A 1,851-nucleotide genomic window follows, 5' to 3' on the forward strand; every position below is an offset into this window, starting at 1 on the left:
GTTGCTGCCTCAGAAACCGTATAGTGGGTGCGTAGCAATCTTCGTGAGCAAGTCCTCGGCCTATCAGCACCAGTCAACTCCACACCTTACAGTGCTTCCATATCTGGCCTGTCAACCCAATCATCTCTTGGGGGCCTTAACCCACAAAGGGGTGGGAGACCTCATCTAGGAACAGGCTTCCCGCTTAGATGCTTTCAGCGGTTATCCCTCCCGAACATAGCCAACCAGCCACGCCCTTGGCAGAACGACTGGCACACCAGAGGTTCGTCCGTCCCGGTCCTCTCGTACTAGGGACAGCCTTCCGCAAGTCTCCTACGCGCGCGGCGGATAGGGACCGAACTGTCTCACGACGTTCTAAACCCAGCTCGCGTGCCGCTTTAATGGGCGAACAGCCCAACCCTTGGGACCAACTCCAGCCCCAGGATGCGACGAGCCGACATCGAGGTGCCAAACCATGCCGTCGATATGGACTCTTGGGCAAGATCAGCCTGTTATCCCCGGGGTACCTTTTATCCGTTGAGCGACACCGCTTCCACCAGCCAGTGCCGGATCACTAGTCCCTGCTTTCGCACCTGCTCGACCCGTCAGTCTCACAGTCAAGCTCCCTTATACACTTACACTCAACACCTGATTGCCAACCAGGCTGAGGGAACCTTTGGGCGCCTCCGTTACCCTTTAGGAGGCAACCGCCCCAGTTAAACTACCCACCAGGCACTGTCCCCGATCCGGATCACGGACCCGAGTTAGATGCCCGGAACGACCAGAGTGGTATTTCACCAACGACTCCACACCCACTAGCGTGAATGCTTCACAGTCTCCCACCTATCCTACACAAGCCGAACCAAACACCAATACCAAGCTATAGTAAAGGTCCCGGGGTCTTTCCGTCCTGCCGCGCGAAACGAGCATCTTTACTCGTACTGCAATTTCACCGGGCCTGTGGTCGAGACAGCGGAGAAGTCGTTACGCCATTCGTGCAGGTCGGAACTTACCCGACAAGGAATTTCGCTACCTTAGGATGGTTATAGTTACCACCGCCGTTTACTGGCGCTTAAATTCTCCGCTACACCCCAAAGGGTTCACGGGTCCTCTTAACGTTCCAGCACCGGGCAGGCGTCAGTCCATATACATCGCCTTACGGCTTCGCATGGACCTGTGTTTTTAGTAAACAGTCGCTTCTCCCTGGCCTCTGCGACCACCACCAGCTCCCCCGGCAAGCAGGTTCACCAGCAGTGGCCCCCCTTCTCCCAAAGTTACGGGGGCAATTTGCCGAATTCCTTAACCACAGTTCACCCGACCGCCTCGGTATTCTCTACCTGACCACCTGTGTCGGTTTCGGGTACGGGCCGTGAAGACACTCGCTAGAGGCTTTTCTCGACAGCATGGGATCACTCACATCACCACAACGGCTACGCATCACCCCTCACCCACATGGTGTGCGGATTTACCTACACACCGGGCTACAGGCTTACACCAGTACAACCACTCACTGGCAGAGCTACCCTCCTGCGTCACCCCATCACTTAACTACCGCGGAATCAGGCCCCATGCACCCACCACGCTCGTCCGAAGACTCACACAGCAGACGGATGGTTAGTATCAACCGTTTCGCTATGGACGCGTCCACACGGGTACGGGAATATCAACCCGTTATCCATCGACTACGCCTGTCGGCCTCGCCTTAGGCCCCGACTCACCCTGGGCGGACGAACCTTCCCCAGGAACCCTTGGTCATCCGGCGGAAGAGATTCTCACTCTTCACTCGCTACTCATGCCTGCATTCTCACTCCCACACACTCCACGACACCTCACAGTGCCGCTTCACCGCGTGCAGGACGCTCCCCTACCCAG

General features: G+C 57.1%; 1 rRNA gene (only partly in view). It reads right to left on the bottom strand.

Going from position 1 to position 1,851, the window contains the following annotated elements:
- Window positions 1–43: 43 nt before the first annotated feature.
- A 23S ribosomal RNA gene (locus AB0H93_RS44160) occupies window positions 44–1,851 on the bottom strand (it continues 1,345 nt past the right edge of the window).

Origin of the sequence: Saccharopolyspora sp. NPDC050642 (assembly GCF_040654735.1) — a bacterium.
Taxonomy (GTDB): Bacteria; Actinomycetota; Actinomycetes; order Mycobacteriales; family Pseudonocardiaceae; genus Saccharopolyspora; species Saccharopolyspora elongata.